Here is a 6,237-nt window from a genome sequence, read left to right on the forward strand (position 1 = left end):
AGAACAGCTCCTGCCAGCCCGCGCCCGCGAGGTCCAGCTCGGCGAAGGAGTCCTTGCAGCCGGCCGAGGGGCGGTCCGCCAGCCGCTCGGTGACGCGCCCGGCCATGCCGCCGAGGCCGGGTTCCACCACCACCGCGTGGGAGTGCAGCGGCGGCGGTGGCGTCAGGGCGGTCCACAACCCGTCCACCAGTTCCGAGCCCACCCCGTGCAGGGTGCACAGGTCCTCGTACCAGCCGACGCTCGCGTCTACCGCGCAGCGCAGCCGCGGGTCCAGCCCCGTGCCCGTGCTCACGCGTCCTCCACGAGGGTCTCGACGGCCGCCGGTCGCGGCCGGGAGGTGCGGCGGGACAGCGCCACGCCCACCAGCGCCAGGGCGCCGCCGGCCAGCGCCAGCAGCGGTGGTGCCTCGCCGAGCAGCGCCCAGGAACCCAGCACCGCCAGCGGTGGCGAGAGGTACGTGGCGACGGCCAGCCGCCCCGCGGGCATCCGGCTCAGCGCGAACGCCCACGTGCCGAAGGCCAGCGCGGTGGGCACCGCCCCGAGGTAGACCAGGGCCGCCACCGCGCCCGCCGGCGCGCGGGCGGCGTCGTCCACGAGCCCCCCGGCGGCGGGCAGGCAGGCCAGCGCGCCGATCGTGCACGCCGTCCACGTCACCTGCAGCGCGGGCAGCCGCGCGAGCAGCGGTTTCTGCGCCAGCACGCCCGCCGCGTAGGTGAGCGCCGCGAGCAGGCACAGCAGCACCCCGGTCACGTCGGCCGAACCGCCGCCCGCGGTGGCCACCCCGATGAGCACGGTGCCGGTGAACGCGATCCCCGCGCCGGCCAGCAGCCAGCGCGGGAACCCCTCGCCCAGCAGCGCACCGGCCAGCAGCGCGATGAGCAGCGGCCCGACGTTGACGAGCATCGCCGCGGTCCCGGCGTCCACCAGCCGCTCGGCGGCGTTGAGGGCGACGTTGTACGCCGCGAACCAGGCCAGGCCGCAGAGCAGCAGCAGCGCCCACTCCCGCCGTTGCGGCGCCATCCAGCGGCGGCGCACGGCGAGCAGGGCGCCCAGGGCCACCACCCCGACGAGCAGCCGGCCCAGGGCCAGCGGCGCCGGGGCGAACGACGGGCCCACCCAGCGGATCACCACGAACGCCGACGCCCACGACACCACCGTCACCGCCACCGCCAGCAGCGCCGGGACGTCGGGGGAACCGGGGCTGCCCCCGGCGCGCGTGACCACGGCCAGGAGGCTAGGGGAGGGGCGCCGGCCGATCCACGGGATTCCGGCGCCCCACCCCGGTGGTTCAGGACCGCGCGGCCGGCGCCGGGTCGATGACCCGGCCGTAGCGCTCGGCCTCGATCTGCTGCAGCGTCTTGCCCTGGGTCTTCGGGGTCCAGACGGTGCCGACCACGAACGCCACGAGCAGCAGCCCGATCATGATGCTGCCGACGAACGGCACGCCCTGCTGGGTGAGCAGCGTCGGGAACCAGTAGCTCAGCAGCCCGACGGCGCAGCGGGCGGCGAAGAACAGCACGCCCTGCGCGCTGGCCCGGTACGGGGTGGCGAACAGCTCGGAGGTCCAGACGCTGTAGAACGCCTGCGCGCCGATGCCCGCCGACACCCCCCACAGCACGGCGTAGGCGAGCAGGTCGACCAGCGTGCCCTCGGCGAAGACGAGCACCCCCCACGCCACGATGCCGATCGCCGCGCCCACCGCGTAGAGGGCGCGCCGGCTCGTGCGGTCGCCGTAGCGCATGAACCCCAGCCAGGTCGCGAGGACCGTGCAGCCCCAGACGAGGACCTGCAGCAGGTTCTGCTCGGTGCTGCTCGTGACGCCGGCGGCCTCGTAGACGCGCGGCATGAAGATGCCCGCCTGGCCGGCCACGGTGTTCCAGAAGGTGTAGACGCCGAAGAGCAGCAGCAGCGCCTTGACGTTGGCGGGGTGGGACAGCAGCTCGCGGAACCCGCGGCGCGGCCGGCCGGCGACCGCGGTGCCGGAGCCCTCCTCCTTCCAGATGGCGGACTCGTGCAGCCCCTGGCGGACGTACCAGGTGATCGCGGCGACGACGAAGAGGTGGAGGAAGACGAGCCGGTTGCCCAGCAGGCCGAGGGGGCCGACGGCGATGGCCAGCGCGAAGCCGACGAGCGGCCCCAGCGACCAGGCCAGCTGGGCGGTGCCCACGTGGCGGGCGCGGGCGTGCGCCGGCGCCTCCTCGGCGATGTACGTCCACGACGCGGGGACCCCGGCGCCGACGGCGATGCCGGTGAGGACGAAAGCGGTGAGCAGCATCCCGTAGCTCACCGCGAAGGTCGCCAGCAGGACGCCGACCATGTAGAGCAGCAGGTCGTAGGTGTAGATGAACTTGCGCCCCAGCCGGTCGCAGAGCGGGCCGCCGATCAGGGCCCCGACCGCCGCGCCGAAGGCGTTGGCGCTGAGGGCCGCCAGCAGGCCGACGGCGAAGTCGTCGACCCCGAAGCGCTCCTGCCAGGCGGAGAGGCTGGTGGCGATCGCGATGATCGACCCGGCCTCGATGTAGTTCGACATGGCGACCGCCACGGTGGCTTTCCACCCGGTGGTCGACTTGCTGCCCAGCCGCACGCGCGACTCCTCACCTCGTCGTGAACCGGTTCGGAACCGGTGCTGTGAATCGTTTCACTCGGGGGCGCACTCTAGGCAGGGCCGTCGCCGGGTCGCAAGGCCGCTCCGCCGGGCCGGCGCCCGCCTCACGCGCCGACCGGTGCGAGCTCGGTGCGCAGCTCGTGGCTGCCGTCGGGGGTGCGGGCCTCGTAGTACAGCCGGGCCCCGCCGCCGGGCAGCGGGAGGACGTCGACGTAGCGCACGTCGACGGGCCCGCCCGGCGCCGGCCGCAGCCGCCCGCCCGGCCCCGGCGCGGCCACGCCGGAGCGCTCGAACCAGTTCTCCTCCCGGCTGGCCCGGCCGTCGTAGAGGGCGGTTCCGTCGGGCAGCACGCACGTGATGCGCGCCCCGCGGGCGTCCCACGCGCCCGGCGTGCCGGCCAGCGCGGTGCCCCGCCACGTCCAGGTCAGCCCGTCGGTGCTGGTGGCGACGTCGGTGCGCATCCGGTCCTCGGCGCCGGGGACGTCGAGCAGGTGGCAGCACACCCACGCCGTCCAGATCCCCTCGCGGACCTGCACGACGGGGTCCTTCACGGCCACCGGCCCCTGCGACGGCACGGGCTCCAGCACCCGCCGCGACGGCGCGTCGACCAGTCCGGGCAGGTCGTCGGCCTCCAGCACCTCGATCCACCACTGCGGGCCGCTGGGCGAGGCGCAGCAGGCGTAGAGCCGCCAGCGCCCGGCGGGGGTGCGCAGCAGGGTGGGCCGCTCCACCCAGCGGGCGCCGAAGCGGGCGCTCTCCAGGCGGCCGACCTCCTCGAACGCGACACCGTCGGCGGAGACGGCCAGCACGTTGCGGTCGGTGCCGTCGTGGCCGCGGCGCTCGCGCCAGGCGAGGGCGACGCCACCGCCGGGCAGCGGGGCGCTGCTGGGGGCGCCGGCCCAGAAGCCCGGCCCGGTGCCGGGGGCGGGGGCGACGACGGTGTGCGGGTGCGTTCCCGGGCGTGGTGCGGGCACGGCTGCTCCTCGGGCCTGGCCGATGCTGCGTCACCGGCGAAACGGATGACCGGTGACGACTCTGCCGCGCGCGCACGTCACCGGTCAAGACGTACGCTGGTGACGTGTCCGCCGATGCCGCCCCCGGCCGCCTGGAGGCGGTGCGGGCGCTCCTCACCACGTGGTCGATCCCGAACGACACCCGCCACCCGGCCGACGCCCTCGACGCCCTGGCCGCCGACCCGGACGCCTGGGAGCGGGCGCTGCCCGGGGTGCCGGTGCCCGCACCCGGCGAGGTCGACGAGCTGCGCGCCCTGCGCGAGGACCTGCGCGCCGCCCTCGGCGACCCCCGGCCCGTCGCCCTGGCCGGCTGGCTGGAGCGCCACCGGCTCGCGCCCCGGTTGCAGGCCGACGGCGACGCGCCGGTGCGGCTCGTCCCGCAGCACCCCGGCGCCGCGGCCGAGCTGCTCGCCCGCGTCGTCGACGCCGTCGCCGACGGCACGTGGTACCGGTTGCGGGCCTGCCCGGACTGCGCGCACGCGTTCTACGACACCAGCCGCAACGCCAGCCGGACGTGGTGCCGGATGGTGCGCGGCGACGCGAGCGGCCGCAGCTGCGGCAGCATCGCCAAGGCCCGGGCCAAGCGCGCCCGCGACCGGGGCGCGCGGGAGGCGGCGGGCTGAGCCCCCGCGGCCGTCAGGGCGAGGTGGACGGGGTGCCCGGCCCGGCGGGCGGGCGCCGGGCGGTGCGGACCCAGCGCGCGCCCTCCCCGCTCGTCGTCTCCCGCATCACCTGGGCCAGCCGGGCGTCGCGGGTGGCGGGGTCGTCGTACGGGGCGACGTGCGCGGCGTAGCCGAAGCCCTCCTGCCGCAGCTGCTCGGCCGCCGTGCGGTAGGAGATCCAGTTCTCGTGGAACTGGAACAGCTGCTGGAGCGCCTCGCACGCCACCACCGCCGCGGCCACGGTCGCCGTCAGCCACGGCCGGGCGCCGGTGGCGGCCAGCACGGGCACCACCGCACCCACGACGAGCGCGGCGACCTTGAACACCTGGTAGGCCACCCGGTTGCGCCGGGCGGCCCGGCTGTACCAGCGGTGGTGCGCGCTGAACTCCCGCCACAGCAGCTCCCCGGCCGAGGCCGGGGCCGCCGGGGCCGGCAGCTCCTCCCCGAGCAGCTCCCACAGGTCGAGGGTGCCCCGGCGGGTCCCGGTGGCGGCGCGGGCGGCGGGCTGGTCCACCACGCCAGCGTGGCACCGGCGCCCGGCGGCGGCAGCCGGGAGCGGCCGTCCCCGGCCGCCCGTGCGGGCTCCTCGTGTGGGCGAGGCCACGCCGCTGCCGGTCCGGTCGCCGCGCGGGCGGCGGCTAGGGTCGCAGGGTGCGTTCCGGACGTCCGCGTGCCGTCACCGAGGACGGCGCCGAGCAGCCGGCCCCCGGCCGGCGGTGCGCCGGTCGCGCCGTCCCACCCGCCTCCCACGGAAGGTCGTCATGACCACCGAACCCACGTCCGACGCCCCGGCGCCCGCCGGGGGCGCCCGCCGCCACGTCGTGGAACCCCGCTTCGCGCGCACGTGGCTCCTCGTGCCCGCCACCACGCCCGAGCGCTTCGACGCCGCCCGCGCCTCCCGCACCGACGCGGTGGTGCTCGACGTCGAGGACGCCGTCGACCCCAGCCGCAAGGACGCCGCGCGCGCCGACGTCATCGCCTGGCTCAGCACCGGCGGGCGGGGCTGGGTGCGCATCAACGACCGCACCTCCCCGCACTGGCAGGACGACGTGGACCGGCTCAGGGGCGTCCCCGGCCTCGTGGGCGTCATGCTCGCCAAGACCGAGAGCGGCGAGCAGGTCAGCGACACCGCCGACGCGCTGGGCGGGTCCACCCCCGTGCTGGCGCTCGTGGAGTCCGCCCTCGGCATCGAGGAGGCCCGCGACATCGCCTGCGCCCGCGGCACCTTCCGCCTGGCGTTCGGCTCCGGGGACTACCGCCGCGACACCGGCGCCAGCGCCGACGCCCTCGCGATGGCCTACCCCCGCTCCCGGCTCGTCACCGCCAGCCGCATCGGCGACCTGCCCGGGCCGGTCGACGGCCCCACCGTCGGCGGCGGCCTGCCGGAGCTGCGCGAGCAGTCCGCGGTGGCGGTGTCCCTGGGCATGACGGGCAAGCTGTGCCTGGACTCCAACCAGGCCCCCGTCATCAACGAGGTCATGAGCCCCACGGGCACCGACGTGGCCTGGGCCCGCGACGTGCTGCGCGCCTTCGAGGAGGCCGGCCGCATCGTCCGCGACGGCAGCGACCTGCCCCGCATCGGGCGGGCCCGCCGCATCGAGGTGCTGGCCCGGGCGTTCGGCGTCGAGCCGGCCTGACGGGGCGTCGGGCCGGCCTGGCGGGGCGTCGAGCCGGCCTGGCGTGGCGTCGAGCCGGCCTGGCGTGGCGTCGAGCCGGCCTGGCGCGGCGCCCCCGCGCCTCAGCCGCCGGCCAGCTGCTCGCAGCCCTGCAGGACGGGCAGCAGGCCCATGCCCTGGGCCCTGAGCACGGCGTCCAGCCGGTCCGCCGCGCCCAGGGCCCGGTACAGGTTCTCCAGGTGCTTGTGCACCGTGCGGGGGCTGATGCCCAGGCGGTGTGCGATCGCCGCGGCCGTCAACCCCTGCGACAGGTAGCAGAGGACCGCGTGCTGGCGCGGTGA

7 protein-coding genes and 1 pseudogene are annotated in these 6,237 nt (G+C 76.9%); 2 read left to right on the forward strand and 6 right to left on the reverse strand.

The window, feature by feature from the left end; translation table 11 throughout:
* The 4 genes and pseudogenes from ABEB16_RS11330 to ABEB16_RS11345 all read right to left on the reverse strand — a co-directional run.
* A pseudogene (locus ABEB16_RS11330) lies at positions 1-292 on the reverse strand (hypothetical protein); the annotation flags it as partial.
* Positions 289-1,224 carry a DMT family transporter gene (locus ABEB16_RS11335; protein ID WP_345712359.1) on the reverse strand — a complete coding sequence of 312 codons (936 nt, stop codon included), beginning with the start codon at positions 1,222-1,224 and terminating at the stop codon, positions 289-291. The pseudogene ABEB16_RS11330 and the gene ABEB16_RS11335, both read right to left, overlap by 4 nt.
* 64 nt (positions 1,225-1,288) lie before the next feature.
* Positions 1,289-2,584, reverse strand: a complete 1,296-nt coding sequence (locus ABEB16_RS11340) for an MFS transporter (RefSeq protein ID WP_345712360.1) — start codon at positions 2,582-2,584, stop codon at positions 1,289-1,291.
* A 125-nt stretch (positions 2,585-2,709) separates the two neighbouring features.
* Entirely contained in the window at positions 2,710-3,579 is an 870-nt protein-coding gene (locus ABEB16_RS11345) for a hypothetical protein (protein ID WP_345712361.1), read from the reverse strand.
* A 104-nt stretch (positions 3,580-3,683) separates the two neighbouring features.
* Here ABEB16_RS11345 and ABEB16_RS11350 point away from each other — a divergent pair, with 104 nt between their 5' ends.
* Positions 3,684-4,241: a CGNR zinc finger domain-containing protein gene (locus ABEB16_RS11350; RefSeq protein WP_345712362.1), complete on the forward strand. Its 558-nt coding sequence runs from the start codon at positions 3,684-3,686 to the stop codon at positions 4,239-4,241.
* Positions 4,242-4,254: 13 nt separating this feature from the next.
* Here ABEB16_RS11350 and ABEB16_RS11355 read toward each other — a convergent pair whose 3' ends face one another.
* Entirely contained in the window at positions 4,255-4,794 is a 540-nt protein-coding gene (locus ABEB16_RS11355) for a DUF4231 domain-containing protein (protein WP_345712363.1), read from the reverse strand.
* A gap of 247 nt (positions 4,795-5,041) precedes the next feature.
* On the opposite strand from ABEB16_RS11355, the gene ABEB16_RS11360 reads away from it, so the two are divergent.
* Entirely contained in the window at positions 5,042-5,917 is an 876-nt protein-coding gene (locus ABEB16_RS11360; protein WP_345712364.1) for an HpcH/HpaI aldolase/citrate lyase family protein, read from the forward strand.
* A gap of 101 nt (positions 5,918-6,018) precedes the next feature.
* Here ABEB16_RS11360 and ABEB16_RS11365 read toward each other — a convergent pair.
* On the reverse strand, positions 6,019-6,237 hold a 219-nt coding region (locus ABEB16_RS11365), incomplete at its 5' end, for a response regulator transcription factor (RefSeq protein ID WP_345712365.1).

This window comes from Kineococcus glutinatus (assembly GCF_039542765.1).
Taxonomy (GTDB): Bacteria; Actinomycetota; Actinomycetes; order Actinomycetales; family Kineococcaceae; genus Kineococcus_A; species Kineococcus_A glutinatus.